The 21,049-nt window shown below is 48.5% G+C and carries 21 protein-coding genes; 9 read left to right on the forward strand and 12 right to left on the reverse strand.

What is annotated here, in order from left to right; genetic code table 11:
- Window positions 1-38: 38 nt before the first annotated feature.
- The 4 genes from QM657_RS05600 to QM657_RS05615 all read right to left on the reverse strand — a co-directional run bounded on the left by QM657_RS05600 (window position 39) and on the right by QM657_RS05615 (window position 2,863).
- The gene (locus tag QM657_RS05600) at window positions 39-212 is read right to left on the reverse strand and encodes a hypothetical protein (protein ID WP_415065591.1); all 174 of its coding nucleotides are present in this window, start codon (window positions 210-212) and stop codon (window positions 39-41) included.
- Entirely contained in the window at window positions 209-2,092 is a 1,884-nt protein-coding gene (locus QM657_RS05605; protein WP_415065592.1) for a heavy metal translocating P-type ATPase, read from the reverse strand. Before QM657_RS05605 ends, QM657_RS05600 begins: the two co-directional genes overlap by 4 nt.
- Window positions 2,093-2,210: 118 nt before the next feature.
- A complete protein-coding gene (locus tag QM657_RS05610; protein WP_415065593.1) occupies window positions 2,211-2,486 on the reverse strand; it encodes a metal-sensing transcriptional repressor in 276 nt (91 codons plus the stop codon).
- Window positions 2,487-2,746: 260 nt separating this feature from the next.
- Window positions 2,747-2,863 (reverse strand): putative holin-like toxin, encoded by a 117-nt coding sequence (locus tag QM657_RS05615; protein WP_415065594.1) that lies wholly within the window; start codon window positions 2,861-2,863, stop codon window positions 2,747-2,749.
- 287 nt (window positions 2,864-3,150) lie between these two features.
- Here QM657_RS05615 and QM657_RS05620 point away from each other — a divergent pair, with 287 nt between their 5' ends.
- From QM657_RS05620 to QM657_RS05645, 6 genes are all read left to right on the forward strand, one after another.
- Complete coding sequence (locus QM657_RS05620) at window positions 3,151-3,951, forward strand: MurR/RpiR family transcriptional regulator (RefSeq protein ID WP_415065595.1); 801 nt, start codon at window positions 3,151-3,153, stop codon at window positions 3,949-3,951.
- 324 nt (window positions 3,952-4,275) lie between these two features.
- The gene (locus QM657_RS05625; RefSeq protein WP_415065596.1) at window positions 4,276-5,370 is read left to right on the forward strand and encodes a tyrosine-protein phosphatase; all 1,095 of its coding nucleotides are present in this window, start codon (window positions 4,276-4,278) and stop codon (window positions 5,368-5,370) included.
- The gene (locus QM657_RS05630; RefSeq protein WP_415065597.1) at window positions 5,358-5,792 is read left to right on the forward strand and encodes a PTS sugar transporter subunit IIA; all 435 of its coding nucleotides are present in this window, start codon (window positions 5,358-5,360) and stop codon (window positions 5,790-5,792) included. The genes QM657_RS05625 and QM657_RS05630 overlap by 13 nt, the downstream gene beginning before the upstream one ends.
- Window positions 5,779-6,243, forward strand: a complete 465-nt coding sequence (locus QM657_RS05635) for a PTS system mannose/fructose/N-acetylgalactosamine-transporter subunit IIB (RefSeq protein ID WP_415065598.1) — start codon at window positions 5,779-5,781, stop codon at window positions 6,241-6,243. The genes QM657_RS05630 and QM657_RS05635 overlap by 14 nt, the downstream gene beginning before the upstream one ends.
- A 1-nt stretch (window position 6,244) precedes the next feature.
- A complete protein-coding gene (locus tag QM657_RS05640) occupies window positions 6,245-7,033 on the forward strand; it encodes a PTS mannose/fructose/sorbose/N-acetylgalactosamine transporter subunit IIC (protein WP_415065599.1) in 789 nt (262 codons plus the stop codon).
- The gene (locus QM657_RS05645; protein ID WP_415065600.1) at window positions 7,033-7,857 is read left to right on the forward strand and encodes a PTS system mannose/fructose/sorbose family transporter subunit IID; all 825 of its coding nucleotides are present in this window, start codon (window positions 7,033-7,035) and stop codon (window positions 7,855-7,857) included. The genes QM657_RS05640 and QM657_RS05645 overlap by 1 nt, the downstream gene beginning before the upstream one ends.
- 55 nt (window positions 7,858-7,912) lie before the next feature.
- Here the strand turns inward: QM657_RS05645 and QM657_RS05650 are convergent, their stop codons facing one another.
- The 4 genes from QM657_RS05650 to QM657_RS05665 form a co-directional block, all read right to left on the reverse strand.
- Complete coding sequence (locus QM657_RS05650; RefSeq protein WP_415065601.1) at window positions 7,913-8,809, reverse strand: HD-GYP domain-containing protein; 897 nt, start codon at window positions 8,807-8,809, stop codon at window positions 7,913-7,915.
- Window positions 8,806-9,627, reverse strand: a complete 822-nt coding sequence (locus QM657_RS05655) for an MBL fold metallo-hydrolase (RefSeq protein ID WP_415065602.1) — start codon at window positions 9,625-9,627, stop codon at window positions 8,806-8,808. Before QM657_RS05655 ends, QM657_RS05650 begins: the two co-directional genes overlap by 4 nt.
- Before the next feature lie 38 nt (window positions 9,628-9,665).
- Window positions 9,666-10,160, reverse strand: coding sequence for a pyridoxamine 5'-phosphate oxidase family protein (locus QM657_RS05660; RefSeq protein ID WP_415065603.1), 495 nt, complete (start codon window positions 10,158-10,160; stop codon window positions 9,666-9,668).
- A 158-nt stretch (window positions 10,161-10,318) separates the two neighbouring features.
- Entirely contained in the window at window positions 10,319-12,880 is a 2,562-nt protein-coding gene (locus tag QM657_RS05665; RefSeq protein WP_415065604.1) for a PEP/pyruvate-binding domain-containing protein, read from the reverse strand.
- 221 nt (window positions 12,881-13,101) lie between these two features.
- Between QM657_RS05665 and QM657_RS05670 the strand changes: the two genes are divergently transcribed.
- From QM657_RS05670 to yaaA, 3 genes are all read left to right on the forward strand, one after another.
- Entirely contained in the window at window positions 13,102-14,151 is a 1,050-nt protein-coding gene (locus QM657_RS05670) for an inorganic phosphate transporter (protein WP_415065605.1), read from the forward strand.
- A 28-nt stretch (window positions 14,152-14,179) separates the two neighbouring features.
- On the forward strand, window positions 14,180-14,803 hold the full coding sequence (locus QM657_RS05675) for a DUF47 domain-containing protein (protein WP_415065606.1): 624 nt from the start codon (window positions 14,180-14,182) through the stop codon (window positions 14,801-14,803).
- Between the two features lie 84 nt (window positions 14,804-14,887).
- Window positions 14,888-15,646, forward strand: coding sequence for a peroxide stress protein YaaA (yaaA, locus tag QM657_RS05680; RefSeq protein WP_415065607.1), 759 nt, complete (start codon window positions 14,888-14,890; stop codon window positions 15,644-15,646).
- 89 nt (window positions 15,647-15,735) lie between these two features.
- Here yaaA and QM657_RS05685 read toward each other — a convergent pair whose 3' ends face one another.
- The 4 genes from QM657_RS05685 to QM657_RS05700 form a co-directional block, all read right to left on the reverse strand.
- Window positions 15,736-17,262, reverse strand: a complete 1,527-nt coding sequence (locus QM657_RS05685) for a PAS domain-containing protein (protein ID WP_415065608.1) — start codon at window positions 17,260-17,262, stop codon at window positions 15,736-15,738.
- A 215-nt stretch (window positions 17,263-17,477) separates the two neighbouring features.
- Window positions 17,478-18,992, reverse strand: coding sequence for a catalase (locus QM657_RS05690; RefSeq protein ID WP_415065609.1), 1,515 nt, complete (start codon window positions 18,990-18,992; stop codon window positions 17,478-17,480).
- Between the two features lie 86 nt (window positions 18,993-19,078).
- Window positions 19,079-19,456, reverse strand: coding sequence for a YbaN family protein (locus QM657_RS05695; protein WP_415065610.1), 378 nt, complete (start codon window positions 19,454-19,456; stop codon window positions 19,079-19,081).
- 168 nt (window positions 19,457-19,624) lie between these two features.
- On the reverse strand, window positions 19,625-20,836 hold the full coding sequence (locus QM657_RS05700; protein ID WP_415065611.1) for a BTAD domain-containing putative transcriptional regulator: 1,212 nt from the start codon (window positions 20,834-20,836) through the stop codon (window positions 19,625-19,627).
- Window positions 20,837-21,049 lie beyond the last annotated feature (213 nt).

A 21,049-nucleotide genomic window follows, 5' to 3' on the forward strand; every position in this document is an offset into this window, starting at 1 on the left:
TCAAATCAGTTTTTAATCACCGTTCTTTCTATGGCTCATCAGCCTGCAATTAAGATTTTCAATATTATGCCGGTCACAATGACAGCTCCTGCTGCCGATACGATGGAATATATCTTTTTCGACTCCCCATCTTCCTTTTCTTTAATCAGATAATAAATGCCCCCGATCAAAATCATTACTCCGATAACCAGACTGATTGCGTTAAAAATCATACTTTTTTCCTCCATTTTAATAATAGTGATGAATTGATAATCACGGCAATAGAGCCTGCATTGTGCACCAAAGCCCCTGCAACAGGATTCAGCGTCCCGGAAACTGCCAGGGCAATGGCAAGAAAATTCAGACCCATGGAAAATACCATGTTGTATTTGATGGTCGCCATCATCTTCCGGGAAAGGGCCAGCAAATGAGGCAGCTCCTTCACCTCGTCATCCACGAGGGCAATGTCCGCGGCATCCACCGCAATATCGCTTCCTATCCCTCCCATGGCAATGCCCACATCCGCCATTTTCAGGGCAGGAGCGTCATTGACTCCGTCACCGATCATGCAGATTTTCTCCCCGCCCTTTTGGCAGGCATCAATCCGTTTTAACTTATCCTCCGGAAGACAGTTTGCGTATACCTCCTCTATGTACAGCTCCCCGGCAATGGCCCTGGCAGCATTTTCATTATCCCCTGTCAACAGAACCGGCTGCAGCTTCAATTTCTTTAGCTGCTCTATCATCTGTCCGCTTTCCTTCCTGACCGTATCCGACAGAACCACAAAACCGGCAATCTCCTGATCAATGGCAATATAAATGACTGTACATCCCTGTGAAAAATACTGCTCTGCCTCTTCCTTCAACTCCTTGGAAAGCAGCATCCCATTGGCAGAAATCATCTTTTCGTTTCCGGCAAGAAGCCTTTTTCCGTCAATGACAGCAGACACGCCCTCTCCCGGCATCATCTGAAACTCCCTGGCAGGCAAAACAGGGCTTTTAGTCTCCTGCTTATAACAACGGACCACCGCCTTGCCGAGAGGATGCTCCGACAACAGCTCTGCCGAAGCGATAAGCTCGTATAATTCCTGTTCCTCATACTGAGGCAGCATGCTTTTCACCTTTATGACCTGAGGATTTCCATAGGTGAGGGTCCCTGTTTTGTCAAATGCGACTTTAGAAACGAGAGCCAGCCTCTCTAAGGCATCCCCCTCCCTGACCAGAAATCCGTGTCCCGTAGCATTTCCGATGGCCGCCATAATAGCAGTAGGCGTAGCCAGCACCAGAGCGCAGGGGCAGAACACAACCAGAATGGTGACAGCCCGGATCACCTCTCCTGTCATCAGCCATGTAAGGGCGGCAACGGTAAGGGCAGTCACCACAATCCAGGTGGCCCACCGGTCTGCAATGCCCACGATCTTTGCCTTACCCGCATCTGCCGACTGGACAAGCCGGATCATCCGCTGAATGGAACTGTCCTCTCCCACCCTGGAAGCCTTCATTTCAAATGCTCCAAACTGATTGGATGTTCCGCTGGACACCTCATCTCCCACACCCTTATCCACGGGAAGAGACTCTCCCGTCATAACAGCCTGATTGACGGAGGTCTGGCCGGAAATCAGTACTCCATCCACTGGAATGGTTTCTCCCGGAAGCACACGGAGAAGGTCTCCGACTAAAACCTGATGGGCGGAAATGATCTGCTCCTGTCCGTCCTTTATGATCCTTGCGGTCTGGGGCGTCAGGCGGATGAGCTTTTCAATTCCAGCCCTGGCCTTTGCAACGGTCAAATCCTCCAGTAAGGCGCCAAGCTGCATGATAAAGGCCACCTCCCCGGCTGCAAAGTCCTCTCCGATGCAGACCGCCGCAATCAGAGCCAGGGAAACAAGAACGTCTGCTTTAATGTCAAAAGCAGTGATCAGCCCTATGACCGCCTCCAGAATAATGGGAATCCCGCACAGCACAATAGCCACCCAGGCGGCGTCAAAGGGCAGGGGGAGCAAATCAAAAATACTGACCAGAAGAGCAGCCCCGGAAACTGCCAGGAAAATAATATCCTTTTTCGTGCCGCCTGCATCCATTAAATCTTCTATTTTTTCTATTGTCTTATCCATAGAAACCTCCCTTTTATACCCATGGGGGTATATGTACATTGATACCATAGGGGGTATGGGTTTGTCAAGGAGAAAAAGAAAAAACAGCCATTGAAAAACGGCTGTTTAAGCGCTGGCACTAGGTGAGGTTTGCAAATCTCTCCACTGCTTTTGTGAAACTTTCAATTGTCTTGTCCGCATCACCGTGTTCAATCCCATCCCGCACACAGTGTTTGATATGTCCTTCCAAAACCACCTGTCCCGCCTTGTGCAGCGCGGATTTGGCGGCATTGATCTGGGAAAGGATGTCCTCGCAGGGAACATCTTCATCGACCATCCGGTCAATGGCCTGCACCTGTCCCACGATCTTTTTCAACCTGCGGTGCAGATTTTCTGAATCCATACATTGCTTCATGTTTCCACCTCCATACCAATAGGGGTATATGTACATCTTACTTCCAATACTCTTCTTTGTCAAGACAGGACCAGCCCTGGCCGATATTGAAAACAATGATTGCCGTATAGTTTACAGAAATGACTTGAATTTGAGAAGAAAATTAGCTATAATAGAAATATAAAAGAAAGCACTCACTCCAAAAGTGGATGCTCTCAAGGTTAAGTGCTAAATGTCCTTACGGACACCGCCCACCCTGTTTGCAGACAGGGTGGGCATTTTTATTTCCGCTTGCTTCTCTTATCGAGAAAGGCAAGAAACGCTACAATCAAGCTGCCAAAAGATATTAACAGAGCTAATATCTCGATGAGAATCGTAATGACTTCATATGCTGTCATGGGCGCCGCCTCCTTTCCTATGTATTCCGGCGAGCCGGTATTACACCTTCGGGAGGCTTCCACTCCTGTCGTGAGTGCTTTCCTGATTTCATTTTATCACAAGAACATATGTTTGGCAATCGGGTTTTCTTTTTATTTCTTTCCCATCAAACGAAAAACCAAATCGCCCCCTTTTCCCCATTGAAAATAATTACTGCCATCAAGAAATATTTGTAATGACTTTCAAAAATGTGTATAATATCTACATCATCCACTGATCGAAAAAACAAAAGAAAGGCTGCAAAATAATGAATATACTGAACAATATCCAAAAAGACTATTTGAGCTTTTCCAAACAGGAGAAAAAAATTGCAGATTATATCCTGCGTTTCAGCCATCAGCTTCAAAACATGAACATCACCGAACTGTCACAAAAAATAGGAACCTCCAATTCCTCTGTCACCCGCTTTGTCAAAAAAATCGGCTGCAAGAGCTATTCCGACATGAAGTTTCACATCAACGCTCAGTCCGCCCCTGTGGAATACAAAAAATCCAACGGAATTGCCGATGAGGTTTTCGTATACTACCAGAACGTGATCAAAAACACACAGCACCTAATCGAAACGGAAAAAATTGAAGAATTTGCCAGACTGATCAAGGCAGCCAGAAACATCATCCTGATCGGGGCCAGCAGCTCCGGCATCACCGCAGAGATTTTCGGCATCCGCCTGATGAGGATGGGGCTTACCGTAAAGAGCTATTCCGACCCGCTCTGGATGCTGATGCAGGCCGGCATCTGCTCAAAAGGAGACCTTTTCATCGCCATTTCAAACAGCGGCGTCACCAGCTCCGTCATTGAAACTCTGGAACAGGCAAAGTCCAGGGGAGCCACCATTGTGTCCATCACCAGCTATTCGGAAAATCCCATTTCCAAACTGAGCGATCTGATCTTCCACGTATACAACACCAGATTCGTCCACAATGAAAAATTTGCCAATTCCCAGTTTTCCAACATCTACTTAATTGACGTGATCACCACCTATCTGCTCCAGGATGAAGAGTTTCGCACCCCCCTCCTGGCTACCAGGGAGATCATCAACGACATATGAATCCGCCAAAAACATCCGGTTCCCTTTTACAGGAAAAGCTCCGGATGTTTTTATTATTTTATCAAAATCCCAGACTTTTATGTTTAATACTTCCTAAATAAATATTTTTTAAATATTTTTTTTGTAAACTATTTCAGATCAGAAAATAATTTTCAGCTATATTCTTGTGTACTGTAAACAATCTCTCTTCTTCTCTTTTGCCTCCCATTATGAAAATGAGTTATTATGAAAATTATTACCGAAAATTATTATTGAAAAAATAATTACCGTGATATATGATGGTATTACAAAGCCAATTTAAAAAACAGAAGAAAGGAGCTCTACGTGAAAGTTTATGAACAGCCATACACAATTCCAGGCATTTCAGTCCAAAGGGAAGGTGATGAATTAACGGTTGCCCTGGAAGCTGTGAAACCATCAGATTATCAGTTGTATATGGGCAGCAGCCCCCAGGCCGAGGCCATCACCCAGCCCGCTGCCAAAAGCAGGGACGGAGTGTTTCACCTGACTCTTCCGGCAGAAAACGGCCCCTGTTATTTTATGATAAAGGCCCAGGACTTTCAGACAAATATCTTCTCAGAGCGGGTCCTTCAGCTAAAGGAGGCCATCAACGTCCGGGACATGGGAGGGTATGAAACAGAGGCTGGAAAATTCGTCAAATGGGGGCTTCTCTACCGGGGAGACCAGTTGTCAAAATTAGTGCCGGAGGATATCTCCATGCTGGAGCGCATCGGACTCACCACTCTCGTCGATTACCGATCTGACCATGAACGCACCATCAATCCCAACAAAGAGATCAGGACAGTGAAAAACCTTCTTCACTGCGATCCCCAGTCAAGCTTTTCCGAGTCCGCAGCCAATGCCATTGACCTTCACAGCGAAAACGTCAAACTGGTAAACTCCTTAGAAAACGGGGAGGTAGAGGAAAAATACTTAAACGGAAAAGGGGAGAAGGTAATTCTCAGCTACCGGGACCTGGTGACTGCCGAAACCGCAAAGAAGGCTTACGGCCAATTCCTCCATGCCTGCGCAGACAAAAAAAACCTTCCCCTGCTGCACCACTGCCGGGGCGGAAAGGACCGGACCGGATTTGCATCCATGCTGCTTTTGCTCCTGTTGGGAGTAAAAAGAGAAGACATCATCGAAGACTACATCCTCACAGGAATCATCAGAAAAGAGCGGAACCAGCTAAAATATGAGCAGTACCGGGAACTGACCTCCAATCAGAATCATCTGGATTATCTCATGGCACTGATTGAGACCAGAAGAGAGTACATAGAAGCCAGCATGGACCGGATTTATGAGCTCTACGATTCTGTGGAGGACTATATGATTCAGCATTTTGAACTGACGAAGGAACAGATTGAGACAATGAAATCATTTTACTTAGAGGAGGGAAGTGCCGTATGGGACAGGTAGCTTTTATCGTCGCCAGCCATGGACAGCTTGCAAAGTATGCCCTTGACAGCGCGGAAATGGTAGTAGGCAAACAGGAAAACTGCGGCGTTTTAACCGTGACCATGGATTTCACTTTAGAGGATGCCGTGAAGCAGATGGAAGAAATCTTCAACAGTCTGGACCGCAGCGCAGGAACCGTGATTCTGGTTGACATTCTGGGCGGAACCCCCTCCAATGTCAGCGGGCGTCTGGCTCTGACCGAGGAAAATGTGCTGGTGGTCAGCGGCCTCAATCTCCCTCTGCTGGTTGATCTTTTGATGAACCGGGAGCGGAGCCTGGAAGAAATCGCAAAGTCCTTAGAGGAAACGTACCACAACGGATTTACCAACGTGACGGAATTATTCAAAGAAAGGAAAGATGAAGATGAGTGTGAAATTTTGTAGAATCGATGACCGGCTGATCCACGGGCAGGTGGTGACCACCTGGGTGAATGTACATAAAATCGAACAGATCATTATTTTAAATGCGGCAGTGGAACAGGATAAAATCCAGTCAAACGTCCTGAAGATGAGCGCCCCCAGCAACATCAAGCTCCACATCTTCGCACCGGAGAAGTTCCTGGAAATCATCCAGAAAAACCCCATTACCAGAAACACCATGCTGCTGTTCGCATCTCCCTTTGATGTGGAAAAACTGGTGGATGCAGGCTATTCCATTCCAAAGCTGAATGTGGGAGGCATGAGGGGAAATACAGACCGTTCCCAGGTGACAAGAGCCGTTTTCTTAACACCTGAGGAAAGAAAAACATTTGAAAAGCTGATTGCAGGCGGCATGGACGTAGAGATTCAGATGGTTCCCAGCGACGCCGCAGTCAAGATGAGGGAGGTACTGTAATATGACCACATTTTTAATAACCGTAGTGGCATTTTTCATCGGTATTGATGATGTCAGCACAAAGTTTTTCCGCAGGCCCTTATTCATTGCCACCATCATCGGATTTATCATGGGAGATGTCCAGGCAGGTCTGGCAATCGGAGCCACCCTTGAAATCATGTGGATGGGCATCGGAAACGTAGGCGCTTACATGGCTCCGGACATCATCACCGGAACCTTGATCAGCACTTCTCTCGCCATCGCAAGCCGGGGCGGCGCTGATTTGGAAACCACGGTTGCGACAGCCGTTACCCTGGCAGTTCCGACAGCGCTTTTAGCACAGCAGCTTTTGGTGCTCATCGAGACCGTCAACTGCTCCTTAAATGCCTGGGCCGCACGTCTGGCTGAAAACGCCGATGTAAAAGGCACTGTATGGCTGATTTATCCACCTGCCATCTTAACAGGCCTGGCCCGTTCCGTCCCCACCTTTATCGCACTGCGGTTTGGCGCAGGTGCGATTCAGTCTCTGGTGGACTCCCTTCCAAAGATCATCATTGACGGATTGGCCACCTCCGGAAAGATCATTCCCGCCGTGGGCATCGCCCTGTTAATGATGGCCATGATCAAAAAGGCGGAGTTTTGGATGTTCCTGATCTTCGGTTTTGTGCTGGCTTCCTATTTAGGTCTGGCAATCCTGCCCATCACCTTGATCGCTCTGGTCATCGCTTACTTATACGATCTGGCTACCCAGAAAAATACAGTCACCGTTGAAGCACCTCAAAGCCCAGAGGAAGGGGGATATGATTTATAATGGAACAGAAATTGACAAAAAAAGACTTATGGATCATGTTTATGCGCTTAAACACCATGAGAATCACCTTAAATTACGAAACCTTGCAGGGAGTCGGATTCATGCGCGCCATTTCTCCCGCCCTGGAAAAGATTTATCCGGATAAACAGGACTTATCCGAAGCCATGAAACGCCATGCGGTTTTCTACAACTCCCACGTAAACGGAGATGCGGCCATCCTGGGGCTGGCAGCGGCCATGGAAGAATCCACAGGCCCCGATGAAAAGGAAGGCATCAATCCTTTAAAGACAGGCCTTATGGGCCCTCTGGCCGGACTGGGCGACAGCCTTGTGAAGTTCACCTGGGTTCCTATCGTAGGAAGTATCGGAGCCTCCTTAGCTCTCAGCGGAAGCGTTCTGGGACCGGTTTTAATGTTCATCTTATATAACATCGTCAACATGATCGGGCGGTATTATGCTGTGGTCTACGGCTACAAAAAGGGGATTGAGTTCTTAAATAACAACAGAGAAAACAATATGATCCAGCGGATATCAACCATGGCAAACGTGGTGGGGCTGATGGTCGTGGGGTCTTTGATCGCAACGGTAATCAAAGTCAAAACGCCTTTGGAAATCGCCGTAAATTCCACAGTCACCGGAGAAATCGGCGGAAACGTCATCAAGCTTCAGGAAATGCTGGACATCATCATGCCCTCATTCTTAAGCCTTCTGGTCACAATCGTGGTCTACCGTGTCCTAAAAAAAACAAACGGCAGCCATGCGGCCCTCATCATTATCAGCATGATGGTCATCACCATTATCCTGAAATTCTTCGGCATCTTATAATCTCATTTACACAAAAACACGTGTTTTCCGGAACAAACCAGAAAACACGTGTTTTTTACGTTTCATCAAATATATCCCGGAATTCACAGTGATTCTCCAAAAAGACATCCACCAAAAGAGGATCAAAGTGACTGCCCCTGCCCTGAGAGATGATCTCCATGCTCTTTTCATGGCTGTAGCCTTCCTTATACACCCGCTTTGACCGCAGGGCGTCATACACATCCGATAAGGCCATGATCCTGGCTGATATGGGAATCTCCTCCCCCTTTAAGCCCCTTGGATAACCGCTTCCATCCCACTTTTCATGGTGGCAGAGCGTAATTTCCATACCCACCTTAATAAAAGTGCTTCCGGAATCCTTTTTATCAATGCTGAAAAGAGTCCGGTGCCCGATTGTGGTATGGGTTTTCATGACTTCAAATTCCTCAGGTGTCAGCTTGCCCGGTTTTAAGAGAATGGCATCCGGGATTCCCACCTTTCCGATATCATGAAGGGGGCTGGCCTGGGTGATGCTGTTGATAAACCCGGAATCGATTTCCCCTTCATGGGCTCCCATTTCCAAAAGCTTTTCCGCCATAAACCGGCAGTACTCGGCGGTCCTGACGATATGCTCTCCGGTCTCGTCATCCCTGGATTCTGAAAGCTTGATCAGGGCATGAATGGTAGCCATCTGGGAGGTAGACACCTCATCCACCTTTTCCCGGACCAGGTCCTCTAAGTGATGGTTATATTCCTTCAGTCTTTTATCACGTTCTTCCAGTTCCCGGCTCTTTATCTCAAGCTCCCTTGACACCTCCACATACCGCTCCATGATCTCGGAAACCAGTGCAGCCTGAATGTGGTTATCCACCTGTTTTGCAAAATTTTCCAGCAAAATCTGGACGTGTTCATCCGTACCGGGCTCCTCCAGTATGATCTGGCTTCCCAGCATAATGGCATCCGCCCGTTTCATGACCTTTCCTCCTTGAGAAAATAGTCGATTCCCACGTGTTCCAGTTCCTTCAGCCTCTTGATTACGGCCTTTTGAGCTTCCGGAGTGTCAAGGAGGCTGCCGTGCTGGGGAGCGATCATGGAAATATCCAGCTCTTCGATCCTTTCCAGGGCATACCGCAGCGCTCTCTTTGACGGCATGGTCCGCTGATGAAAATTCATGATCCCTTTGATCTGGCAGAGCCTGTGTGTGACAGGACAGAGCTCTTCAGGAGCACACTCCATACACGGGCTGCCAATCAAGGTATACAAATCCCAGTCATGATCGTAGCTTCCGAAAATATCGCTGCTGAACAGTATTTTTGTCTTCGTATCGTATGTAACAAAGCTGCCCGGCGCATGGGAATGAGGCGTCCTGATAAATTCCAGGCGCCTGCCGCTTCCAAACTCATAGTGAAAGCCCATTTGTTCAATGCAAAGCTTGGGAGAATGCATGGAATAATAATTGATAAAAATATTATTTTCATAATGGGAAATGATCTTCAAATCCCTGCTGTTAATAAGGGTTTCTATATGAGGGATATTCCCGCACAAATCCGGGTCATAATGCTGGTAAATCAGGCGCTTGATCTGTCCTGGGCTGATTCCTGTCCGCATGACCTTCAGCATAACCGTGCTGAAATCCTCACGGCTTCCGCTGTCAATGAGAACTGCCTCCCCGCCGTCAACAATCAAATAAGGATTGCAGTGAAGTCCTGCGCGTTCATCAAAAAAGCCCACCCAATAGACTCCTTCCGCAATCTCCACATACTCCTTATAATTCAAATCCTGTTTATTCATCCGTACTTTCCTCCGCATCTGACGTAAAAAACCCCGTATTACTTTTCTCCGGTGCGTTTCCTCACCAGTTCAATGGCCTCTTTCCCGGTCATATGCTCTATGGTCAGTTCCACCATAGTGACCCGTTTAAGCTGTCCGTCAACTTCCTTTGTAAGTCCCTCCTGGTCAGGAGAGTATTTGACAGCCAGTATTCCAAGGGTTTTTCTTTTTTCTTCTTCGTCCTCGATTTTGCGGGCTTTCCCAAAGGCGATCACACTGCGAAAATAAGTGGTATATTCCTCCGGAATCACACGGTCCTGATCGATCACACAAAAAGACACCTTGTCATTTCGTTCAATGGCATCCAGCTTGTGACCTTCTTTGGCACAGTGAAAATAAATCTTAGAATCATGGTACACATAACTGAGAGGAACGGCATAAGGGTAATCCTCGTCGCCTGATACAGCCAGCACTCCTGAAGTCCCCTTATCCAGTATTTTTACACATTCCTCCTGAGCCAGTTCCTGCTTTTTCCTACGCATCTCCCTGAACATTTAATTTATTCCTCCTGACTTCTCCATTTTCTTTTTGCCGCACTCTTTTAGACCTTTGCTGACTCACGGTTACAGCAAAGGCGCGGCTTTTTGCACCGTCCTTCCAATTTTGGAAACATCTTCTTGTTTCATAATATACCACATTTATCATGACAAGTCTATTTTTTCTGCTCATCCTCAAAATAACAGAGCACAGACTGGCTTACAATGTCAGAATGGAGGCAGAGTCCAGGAGTCGCTGCCAGATACAAAGCCTGGCGCACGGAGGAATCACAGCCTTCCCATAAGTCACCCTCCTCCTGCCCGGCAGGAAGCCGTTCCGGATGGAACTCTCCTTCCTCTCTTCCCCCCTGGACAGCCGCATAAAAGATGCCTGATTCCACCAGGTCCTGAAAGAAATGACTGCCAAAGGACAGCTCCGGCGTCATATCCTGGTAAGCCACCTCGCAGATGGCCGTCATGCGGCTCAGCTCCGTAAAGTGAACGGGCACACCTAAAGAAGGGGTGGTCGTCCCCCAGCGTCCGGGGCCGATGAGAAGCACCTGGTGCCGGCCCAGCTTCCGGTTGAGGCAGCCGATGGTTCTGGCGGCCTGATACTTTTCCCTCTCCGTCAAAGCCAGGTATTCCTCTGGCTTGACCCAGATCACATAGTCGATGGAAACGCGGACATTCCCGCCCATGAAATTTCCTGAAGTCTGCAAAATAATCCGGTCATTGTCCGGCGAAGGCAGGGAAACTGCTGCGCCAAGGCCTCTTGTCTGGAGGGGGCGGCACTGCAAAAGATTGATCTTATACTGTCCGTCCCTGTTAAAATTAACGGCAAATTCCAGATCCACCGGATAGGCGTAAGCCTGCTGCAGCTTGGATAACATCTTGCGCATGACCTCTGGAAATGTGCTTTTTCCAAGGAGACCTGAAAAGTCGGTGATCACCGGAGGCGCTAAAAGAGTCTGTCCCATCTCCCTCATGCGGCCTATGAGCTCCTGGTCCGGGCTGAAAAACAGGGTCTTGTCCGTCTTTATATCCCCGGCAGCGATCCGGTTGACAGGAACCACCTGCATCCGGTTTTCCCTTAAATTCAGCACATCCGCCTTATGCTGGGAAAATTTCGCCTCATCCCCGTAATTGACCGGCGGATTTTTCTCAGGCCTGTCAAGAGCCACGATTCTGGCATAGTCCCCGGAAACCCGGTCCACCGCACGGGTGCCCAAGCCGAACACGAGACGCAGCATCCCGGCAGAAGGGTCCATCCCCTGCTCCCAAAGATATAAATTGACGGAATTGGCAACTCCCGCAGCATGGGGGAAGAATAAATCCCCGTAGTGATCCCCGGAAACTCTCTGCACCAAAACAGCCATCTGCTCATCCTTATCCACCAGCCCCCGGTCCAGACGGTAACGGAGGGCGTTTTCATTCATGGTGCTGGCATAGACCCGGCGCACGGCCTGTTCAAATTCCTGGCACCTCTCCTCCGGTGAACCCTGGTTGGCACAGAAAACGCTCTCGTATTTTCCTGCAAAGGCGTTGCCGTAGTTGTCCTCCTGCAAAGAACTGGAACGCACAATAATAGGCGATTGGCCGAAATACTCCAGCATCTGCATAAACTGTTCCCGGATGTTTTCCGGAAATTTTCCCTGGAGCAGCTTTTCCTGGAGAGCGCCGGCTAAAGAGAAATAGCCTTCCGGCGTTTTCTGCTTCATACGGAGGCTCCAGCACTTATTCTGCACGATATAAGTATAAAAAACATCTGAACCCAGATAATAGGAATCATGAGGCTCCATCTGCTCATGAAGCGTATCATGGGCATCGTTTTCCAGGATGCGGCGGGCCAGAAGAAATCCCACGCTCTTGCCGCCGATGTATCCGGTTCCGATTTGCCTGGAGGCCACATACAAAAGGTCTGTCAAAGTGAAATACCGGATTGCCAGCTTTGCGATGGCATCTTCCCTTCCCATAATCAGGCTGATCAGGAGATTTTTCATCTGCTCCTGTTCCCTGGGCCCTCCCATCAAAGCGGCTCTGGCCCGGTCTAAAGTGCTCTCCCAGAAATCCTGGGCCTGCTTGGGCCTCCACTGGCCGGAAAACAGGGTGGCCGCCTCTGCGCTGGCCGTAACAGAAACCGCGCTGTCCCCGTCAATGAGGTGGGGGAAAAACATGGTGGGCGAATACCGTTCCCACACCTTTAAGGGATGGATATAAGTCTTTCCTGCAATGCGGTATAAATCCAGCAGAAGCTGGGTTGTCTCCCTGATCCGCGCAATGGTATTGTAGGTGTGAGTCCCCCGCATCAGGGCAAAGTACGCCACGGTATCGAGCTGGTAGAGAAGGGGGCAGGTGACACGGAAAAAATTCCCCACCATTAAGTCGGAATACCAGTGCTCCAAAAGATCACTCAGGCAGTCAAACACATAAAAAACCTGGGTTCCTTCCTGTTCAATGATCTGATGCACCCTTGTGGCAAAGACCTCAAATCCCTTTGATGCATCAAGGACATATAAGCAGTCTGTCTCATCTTCCTCTAACAGGGGCAGATGGCTGCCGAAACGGAGATAGACGAGACGCCGGTTATCCTGTCTGGCCTGGCGGACATAGGGGGTTACAACTCTTTGATATTCGGATAAGGTGCTCACCTGCCAGACCACGTTGTCTCCCAGCCGCAGCATGTCAATCACCTGGTCCAGACCGGAAATCCCCGTACTGGCACGATTGTTAATAGGCATATTTATCCTCCTTCTTCCTATATAAAAAGGCATTCTCCCCCTCTGGAAAAACGCCTTTGCTTTCTTATTTACAGTATAGCTTTTACCCGCTTAAAATGCAAAACATTTTTTCAAAAAGTCAAGTGTTGAATTTGTTCTGTAAATCATGTATAATGCTATAGAATATGCATTTTACACAATGCTGTTTGTCGAACTCAATAAAATACAGAGGAGAACGATGGATGATCGACTTTACGAGTTTTATATCCCAACTTATGGAAAATCCGGCTCTGCTGATTACGGTGATTCTGACCCTGGCAGTTGTTCTGGTAAACGGCTGGACCGATGCGCCAAATGCCATAGCAACAGCCATTTCCACAAGGGCCATGAAACCCCGCCCCGCCATTCTTATGGCTGCGGTTTTTAATTTCCTTGGAATTCTGGTCATGACTGCTGTTAACAAGACCGTGGCTCAAACCATATACAATATGGTTGACTTCGGCAGCAATGCCCACGATGCCCTCATTGCCTTATGCGCTGCCATGGTAGCGATTGTGCTCTGGGCCGTGGCCGCCTGGCTCTTTGGCATTCCCACCAGCGAAAGCCATGCCTTAATTGCAGGACTTACGGGCGCAGCCATCGCCATGCACGGCGGACTTTCCGGCGTCAACGGCGCTGAATGGATCAAGGTCCTGTACGGGCTTGTGCTTTCCACTTTTCTCGGTTTCGGCATGGGCTTTGCAGTAGTCAGACTGATTGAAGCCTTTTTCCGCCAAAAGGACCGGCGAAAAACCACCTCCTTTTTCCAAAAGGCTCAGGTAGGGGGAGCTGCTGCCATGGCTTTCATGCACGGCGCCCAGGATGGACAGAAGTTTATGGGCGTGTTTTTGCTCGGTATGGCTCTTGCAAAGGGACAAGCCAATGCCACCTCTTTTGAAATCCCCTTCTGGCTCATCCTGCTGTGCTCTGTCACCATGGGACTTGGCACCTCTATCGGCGGCTACCGCATCATCAAAGCCGTTGGCATGGACATGGTAAAGCTGGAAACATATCAGGGATTTTCCGCTGACATTGCCGGAGCAGGCTGTCTTTTGATTTCCTCTCTTTCCGGCGTACCTGTATCTACCACACACACAAAAACCACTGCTATCATGGGCGTGGGAGCTGCTCACCGTCTGCGCAGCGTGGACTGGAGCGTGGTTGGCGAGATGATTCTTACCTGGGTGCTGACCTTCCCAGGCTGCGGTTTCATCGGATTTATTATGGCAAAGCTTTTTATAGCTGTGCTGTAACAACGAATTTGTAAAGGACGAAGACAACATGATAAAGAAGAAACAGAACCCTTATTTCAATGATTTCATTGATATGGTAAGCTTTTCCTGCCAGGCCGCAGAGCATCTGCAGGCAGTATTAAAAAACTACAATCCTGAGACACTGTCTGATCAGAGAATGGCAATGCACAATATTGAGCATGCAGAGGACGAATTAAAGCACAACATGATGCAGCGTTTGTCCAAGGAATTCGTAACCCCCATTGACAGAGAGGACATCATTCTCATTGCCAACCAGCTTGACAACGTAACAGATAAAATCGATGATATTTTAATCCGCATGTACATGTACAACATCAAGGAAATCCGCCCGGAAACCCTGGCATTTTCCGACGTGATCCTTCGCTGCTGCCAGTCACTGCAAAAGACAGTTGAGGAGTTCCCCAACTTCCACAAATCCACCACCCTGATCCAGAATATTATCGGAGTGAACACCATGGAGGAAGAAGGCGATTCCATCTATATAAGCGCTGTCCGCAAGCTTTACGAGGAAGAAAGCGATCCCATCACCGTGGCTGTCTGGAGTGAATTATTTGACCGCCTGGAAGACTGCTGCGATGCCTGTGAAGACGTGGCTGACGCAATGGAAACCATTGTCATGAAGAATTCTTAACACCATTGATGCTTTAAAGCCTGCTTACGGTCACAATCCGCAGCAGGCTCTTTTTTACGCCTGAGAGAGAAACAGGAGGATACCATGAGAATTATCATATCTCCCGCAAAGAAAATGAACACAGACACCGACATCCTGGAAGCGGACAGCCTGCCCCAGTTTCTGCCGGAAGCAGAGATCATCAAAAAACGGCTTCAGGAAATGGACCGTGAAGCGCTCCAGAACTTATGGGGCTGCAATGATTCCATCGCTTCACAGAACGTAAAACGTCTGAAAAAAATGGATTTACATAACGGCTTGACTCCTGCACTTCTGGCTTACGAGGGCATCCAATACCAGTACATGGCCCCCGGCGTGTTTGAAGACGGCCACTTTGATTTTATCAGCCAACATCTGCGCATTCTGTCCGGATTCTACGGCCTTCTCCGCCCCTTTGACGGCGTGACTCCCTACCGTCTGGAAATGCAGGCACGCCTGTCCATAGACGGCTCCAAGGACTTATACGGCTACTGGGGAGATAAACCGGCCAGACAGCTTTTAAAAGAGACCGACTTCATCCTCAATCTGGCCTCCAAAGAGTACAGTAAGGCAATAACACCCTATCTGCCCAAAACCACCCGCTTTCTCACCTGCACCTTTGGGGAATTAAAAGAAGGAAAGGTGGTGGAAAAAGGAACTCTCTGCAAGATGGCCAGGGGGCAGATGGTACGTTTTATGGCGGAACACGGCATCACGGTTCCGGAAGAAATAAAGTCCTTTGATCAGCTTGGGTATGGTTTTTCAAAGGAGCATTCCACTGAAAACAACTTTGTTTTTATTAAAAGTAAGACATCAATACATTAAAATCCATATAAAAAACTGCCGGTGCTGAGTTTCATATCAGCACCGGCTAATTTTTTATGATCAAAGCTTTACAGATTCTTTCTGATCCTTTACGTCTCTTCTTCTGCCTGGGAATCCGCCCACTGATCCAGTTCCCGTATCAGTTCATTCACAGTAAATCCGCCCCTCTGGGCCACCATGTCCAAGGTTGCGATATGAGCCATCGCCTTAAAAGCAAGAGGATTGGTCAACTTTTTATACTGGGGAGATAAGGTAGGAAGCCAACTGCGAAGCGCCGGATACCTCTTTATGGCGTCTCCAATAGTTGTCTCAGGAGTAAAGCCGTGAGAACTCTCATAGGAAGCCTCAGAGCCTGTATGGGCCTTTGCCTGTCCATGGTCCTTAGAATCCCAGGTCAGAAGCCGCTGGCTTCCCTCCAAGCTCCTGATATGAGTGGCATCCTGCATCATCTCCAGCACGCCCTTAAAGGCTCCCTTATCATCCCGGACTGCGGTATAATAGATGTAGATGAACTTCCCGCCCATCTCCAGCCAGAATTCCGCTTCATCCTCCCGGCCTTCCCGGAACGCCTTGATGATTTCCTCCACCGTATGAACGCTTTCACGGGGATGGCAGTTTTTCACATTACGTCCGATCACTCCCGGACTGCGGGGAAATACCCTGTGCTTCGTATCGCTGTAAAACCTCACCAGCTCATTTTCATCCACATAAGAAAGATCGATGGGCAAATGGCGGAAAATCAGGTTGATCTGTTCCAGGGTCAGCTTTCCCTGGCGCACATCCATTTCCCCTGCTGCAGCACCCATTCCATGCTTTTGAAGCAATTGCTGCAAGTCTTTCATAAATCCGTCTTCCCCGGTCTCCTCCTCATCTGTTTTTGCCGTTCCTGATGGCATGGGAGCCTGGGGCGGAGGATCGATGAGGCAGTAACCGATTTCATCATCGCCCCGCCTGATGGCAAGAAATTCTTTGGTCCGTATCATTTCCATCGCCGCAGGGAACAGTACTATACTTTCTTTTTCAATCAGCTCTTTTAACAAGGCTGCAGCCCGGTCATACTGGGATAAAAATTCTTCCTCCTGCCCATCCCTTAACAGAGTGGCAGCCGTGCGCAAAGCGCTGCGGACCGCATCATCCAGAGTCCACATGATCTTGGAAGGCCTGTCAAAGCCCTGCTGTTCAAAAGCCGGGTATAACTGATTTTGCTTGCGGGAAAGGTGGATTTCATACTGCAAAAGTCCCTCTATAACCTCTGCCCACTGGTTTAATACAAACCGGCTGCGGGAGAGGCCTTCCGCTTTTTTAAGGAGTTCCTCTACCGCCTCATTCTCTCTCTGATACGTGCGAATGGGGTGCCAGTCTGCCAAATGCAGGTCCGGCGCCTTCAGCACATCCTGGAATATGAGCAGAAATGATTCCATGCTGTCGTAAACAACGGAATCTTTCACTCCCCTCTTTGTCAGTTCCTGTTCAGCCAGGGCCAGCTCATCTGCCGTCACCTCTGTAAATTCCTGCTGCACCTTCTGTCTGGCCTCTTCCACGGATAAATTCCCCGCAATATGGGCCTCCAGAATATCCGCCAGCCGGCCTGTGTTTTGATTCGTTGAACCATTCATATCATTCACCGCCTTTTCTTTATCCATAAAAGGAATTTCTTACTTGTTGTAAGTCCTATTGTACACGATGGGGAGTAAAATTTATGTTGCGGATGCAACATTATTTGACATAATTTTAAAATCCTCTCCTTATAATATGGGCCGCTGCCCATCAGATCATTCATCCCATGGACAGCGGCCTTATTTACTGCAGATTTATTTCATTGTTTCTCTGTTTACATGGTCTCGGAAAGGGTTGCTTCAATCAATCCTCTGTTGTCCAGTTTGGAAAGCTCTTTTACCTTTTCCATATCAAGTCCTATGGCCGCAGTGATTCTCTCTCCGTATTCCGGGTCCGCCAGATAGCAGTGCACTGCATGACGGTACTTGATGTTGTCCGTAACCGGGGCGATATCTGCCGCCGTGTTTCCGATGAGAAGCTCTTTCTTATCCTCGGTCAGAATCCTCCATAAATCGCCTCCTGCGCGGAAGTTGTCATCAGTGGGATCATCCTTTGGATCATAGCGCCACATGGCGCCTTCGATCTCCAACGGGGGCTCCGCCACCTCAGGCTGTGCCGTCCAGTAGCCGTAGCTGTTGGGTGAATAGGCCGGTGCGCCGCCATAGTTTCCGTCTGTGCGCATGGCTCCGTCACGGTGATACTCATTGACTTCCACACGGGCACGGTTTACCGGGATATGGTTATGGTTCACGCCCAGACGGTAGCGCTGTGCATCGCCGTAGGAAAAGAGTCTTCCCTGAAGGAAGCGGTCCGGTGAAAAGCCGATGCCGGGAACCACATGGGCCGGCGTAAAGGCGGACTGCTCTACCTCTGCAAAATAGTTTTCCGGGTTCCGGTTGAGCTCCAAAACACCTACCTCGATCAACGGGAACTCCTTGTGACGCCAGATCTTGGTGATATCAAAGGGGTTCTCATAGTGATTTCTGGCCTGTTCCTCAGTCATGATCTGTACATACAAGGTCCAGCGCGGGTAATCTCCCTTTTCAATGGCGTCAAATAAATCCTTTCCATGATACTCACGGTCCATTCCGTTGATCCTGGCAGCCTCATCATTTGTCAGGCACTTGATTCCCTGCTGGGTGTGGAAGTGGAATTTACACCATACCCGTTCATTTTTATCGTTGTAAAAGCTGAAAGTATGCTCGCCGAAAACGTGCATGTTCCGGAAGGATGCCGGAATTCCCCGGTCAGACATAACGATGGTGCGCTGATGGAATGTCTCCGGCAGCAAGGTCCAGTAATCCCAGTTATTCTGGGCGCTGCGGCGTCCGGTGCGGGGGTCTCTCTTAACAGCACGGTTTAAATCAGCGAAGTTATGTACGTCACGGATGAAAAAGGTGGGGGTGTTGTTGCCTACTAAGTCCCAGTTTCCTTCTTCGGTGTAAAACTTGCAGGCAAAGCCGCGGATATCACGTTCACAGTCAGCCGCTCCCCTCTCTCCTGCAACTGTGGAGAAGCGGACAAACACATCCGTCTTATTGCCGGGCTGCAGCACCTTTGCCCTGGTATACTGTGAAATATCGCCGGTAACAGTGAAGTTTCCGTAAGCCCCCCATCCCTTGGCATGCATACGCCGCTCCGGAATGACTTCACGGTTAAAATGAGCCATCTTTTCCATCATCCAGACATCCTGCATCACCACCGGACCGCGGGGACCGGCAGTAATAGCATTCTCATTGTCAGCAACAGGAGCCCCAACCTCATTTGTCAATTTCTTGTACTCTTCCATCGTTACTCTCCCTTCTTTTTGATTTGCGGGCTTCATATTTTCATATGTAAACCGTTTGCAGATACACACACCAACTTATCCAGAGCCTATTTTTTCTCTTTTTTCCTGGGCTTTGCCATGTACAGGATATGCCAGGTCACACAAATGCCGATTACCGGAAGCAGGCAGATCACCCATATCTTTCCGGACACGGCCATGGAGATAATCAGCATCCCCCACAGATAGACCAGGCTTTTCACCACTGTCTTGGCAGACAATCCCTGCCGTTTCTGATAGTTTTCAAAATATTCGCGAAAAAAGGAAATCTGCAAAACCCTGGCCCGAAGCTTGGGCGTACCGCTGAGACAGCCTACTCCGGCCAGCACAAAAGGGGTGGTCGGCAGCACCGGCAGGAAAACGCCGACAGCTCCCAAACCCAGCAAAAGTAAACCTGCTCCGGTCAGCAGAATGGTACGAATATTCATGTCAATCACCTCATGCAGTTATTTTTCCGGCTAAAAAGGTGCCTGGATATGAGAAACAATCGGATCACAAACGTGTTTCTATACTATAAATTTATCTCATTTGGAATAATTTGTCAATTTATTTCACCGTTATTCCGGTGTTTGTATTGATGTTTTATTTTCATATATTCAAGGCCAATGAGACTGCATCAGCTTCTCTTCTATGACAGGGTCTATCTGGAAAACCAGCCTGGCACAGAGGTTGGAATTGATCTCCTGGAACTTCTTACGGATGCGTTCTGTGACCATATCTCCGTCCAGTTCAGAAGACATCTGCAAAAGAACGGCAAATTGGGAAGGGCTGTAACGGGTGATAATATCGCCTTTTCTCAAGTTGGAAATGAGGACCTTGAGCAAATCCTGCATGATATGGTCCAGAACCAGAGGGGAGAACGACTCTCCAAGCTCCGTGTGTTCCACCATGGCCATAGCCAGAAACATCTGCATGCCCCAGCGCTCTGCATTCCGTATCTGAATCTGGTAAATGTCCTTAAATATGTAATAATCGCAGACAAAAGCCTTGTCATCGGGGTTTTGGGCCAGCAGGTTGCTTTTGATGGTATCCATATTGTCCTTAAGGCCTGCATCGGACTTGGTCAGGAGGGCGTAGAATTCCAGCATTTTTTCAGTCGGCTCAAGCCCTAAATACTTATCATACATATTGGCTGCATGGCGGTAGTGGATCATGGCAGCATTGTTCTGGCTGGTCTCCTTTAAGGCATACATCAGCTCCAGATTCAGGTTTTCATCAAAGGGATCGACATTTAAGGCGCTCCGGCAGATGTTAATGACCCCTTCATAATTTCCTCCGGCTTTGAGATAATCGATAAAACGGAATACCAGCTTCAAATACATCTCCTGGTAATACATGCTCCATCCTCTCAGCCATTCTTCCGAAGAGGAAGTTTCCAGGTTCCCCCGGTATAACTGGAGAATCTGCCCGAACTTGTTTCTGCATTCCGGCCCTTCGCAGGAGTGTGTCAAAAGCCCCTGGCACAGCTCCTCAAAAGCGAATACATCAATTTCGCAGGAAACCGGCGGCTTCCACTGGTATGTGCCCTGTTCTGTAACAATGCAGTCCCTCAGCTTGGGGTCTTCCCTGGAAAGAGCCTTGCGGGTCCGGCTGATCAGGGTTTTTAAGGCATTCTCCGGGTTAGAACCGCTTTCCTCATTCCAAAACACCTCGATCAGCTTGTTGATGGATACAGGAGTGTCCTTATTTAAAATCAAATACTTAAGCAGAGAAATGCTTTTCGGCGACTTGGAAAGCGGACGGGTTATTTCCCTTCCCTGATAGTAAATGGAAAACTTGCGGAACATATGAATTGTGATGTGTTCCAAATTCAACACCTCCTGATTCCGGCTTCTCTCATAGAAGTCCATTTTCAGTTATTATATCATATGGCGCCGAACTTTTCTCCTTATTTTATTGTATAAGTTCATAATAATCCTCAATAATCCCCTATATGGAGTAATGTCTGTCTGACACTGCCGCAGATGTGATCCGAAAACGAGAAAAACGGCTCTGCTGATACTGTTTCAACAGGGCCGTTT

Origin of the sequence: Lacrimispora sp., from assembly GCF_047605665.1 — a bacterium.
Lineage (GTDB): Bacteria > Bacillota > Clostridia > Lachnospirales > Lachnospiraceae > Lacrimispora.

Coding starts and splice junctions, on each gene's coding strand:
- QM657_RS05665 (WP_415065604.1), bottom strand. CDS start 12,880: ATGCCTATTAACAATCGTGCCAGTACGGGGATTTCCGGTCTGGACCAG.
- QM657_RS05600 (WP_415065591.1), bottom strand. CDS start 212: ATGATTTTTAACGCAATCAGTCTGGTTATCGGAGTAATGATTTTGATC.
- QM657_RS05685 (WP_415065608.1), bottom strand. CDS start 17,262: ATGAATGGTTCAACGAATCAAAACACAGGCCGGCTGGCGGATATTCTG.
- QM657_RS05605 (WP_415065592.1), bottom strand. CDS start 2,092: ATGGATAAGACAATAGAAAAAATAGAAGATTTAATGGATGCAGGCGGC.
- QM657_RS05630 (WP_415065597.1), top strand. CDS start 5,358: ATGGGACAGGTAGCTTTTATCGTCGCCAGCCATGGACAGCTTGCAAAG.
- QM657_RS05615 (WP_415065594.1), bottom strand. CDS start 2,863: ATGACAGCATATGAAGTCATTACGATTCTCATCGAGATATTAGCTCTG.
- QM657_RS05675 (WP_415065606.1), top strand. CDS start 14,180: ATGATAAAGAAGAAACAGAACCCTTATTTCAATGATTTCATTGATATG.
- QM657_RS05695 (WP_415065610.1), bottom strand. CDS start 19,456: ATGAATATTCGTACCATTCTGCTGACCGGAGCAGGTTTACTTTTGCTG.
- QM657_RS05655 (WP_415065602.1), bottom strand. CDS start 9,627: ATGAATAAACAGGATTTGAATTATAAGGAGTATGTGGAGATTGCGGAA.
- QM657_RS05610 (WP_415065593.1), bottom strand. CDS start 2,486: ATGAAGCAATGTATGGATTCAGAAAATCTGCACCGCAGGTTGAAAAAG.
- QM657_RS05620 (WP_415065595.1), top strand. CDS start 3,151: ATGAATATACTGAACAATATCCAAAAAGACTATTTGAGCTTTTCCAAA.
- QM657_RS05660 (WP_415065603.1), bottom strand. CDS start 10,160: ATGTTCAGGGAGATGCGTAGGAAAAAGCAGGAACTGGCTCAGGAGGAA.
- QM657_RS05690 (WP_415065609.1), bottom strand. CDS start 18,992: ATGGAAGAGTACAAGAAATTGACAAATGAGGTTGGGGCTCCTGTTGCT.
- QM657_RS05645 (WP_415065600.1), top strand. CDS start 7,033: ATGGAACAGAAATTGACAAAAAAAGACTTATGGATCATGTTTATGCGC.
- yaaA (WP_415065607.1), top strand. CDS start 14,888: ATGAGAATTATCATATCTCCCGCAAAGAAAATGAACACAGACACCGAC.
- QM657_RS05640 (WP_415065599.1), top strand. CDS start 6,245: ATGACCACATTTTTAATAACCGTAGTGGCATTTTTCATCGGTATTGAT.
- QM657_RS05650 (WP_415065601.1), bottom strand. CDS start 8,809: ATGAAACGGGCGGATGCCATTATGCTGGGAAGCCAGATCATACTGGAG.
- QM657_RS05670 (WP_415065605.1), top strand. CDS start 13,102: ATGATCGACTTTACGAGTTTTATATCCCAACTTATGGAAAATCCGGCT.